Source organism: uncultured Algibacter sp. (assembly GCF_947495675.1).
Taxonomy (GTDB): domain Bacteria; phylum Bacteroidota; class Bacteroidia; order Flavobacteriales; family Flavobacteriaceae; genus Algibacter_B.
The window spans coordinates 1-464 of the sequence record NZ_CANLZX010000057.1 but is presented as its reverse complement, the minus strand read 5'-3'; the positions used below and the strand labels follow the sequence as shown (position 1 = coordinate 464).

Below are 464 nucleotides of genomic sequence, written 5' to 3'. Positions count from 1 at the left end.
GTCTCTGCTGAATCTGCAGGTCGTAAGGCTAAAAAACTATTTTTACCACTATGGTTTTTTAACTTCTCTAATAAACGTATTTGTGCTTCTTGCTCTACTGGTTGGTGTGTTGGACCATCTTCTCCTACTCTAAAAGCATCGTGTGTCCAAACATACTTAACTCCTAATTCTTGAATTCCGCTTAAACGTATAGCTGGTTTCATGTAATCTGAAAACACAAAGAACGTTGCTACTACTGGTATAATACCACCGTGTAATGCTATACCGTTTGCTATACATGCCATTGTTAACTCTGCTACTCCTGCTTGTAAAAACGACCCGCTAAAATCGCCTTTTTTAAGTGCATGTGTTTTCTTTAAAAAACCATCTGTTTTATCACTATTTGATAAATCGGCAGATGAGACTATCATGTTTTCTACATTTTCTGCTAAATAACCTAAAACTCCTGAAGAAGCTGCTCTTGT

The 464-nt window shown here is 36.9% G+C and carries 1 pseudogene; it reads right to left on the bottom strand.

Annotated features, from left to right (window positions below):
* A pseudogene (locus Q0842_RS16075) lies at positions 1-464 on the bottom strand (transketolase); the annotation flags it as partial.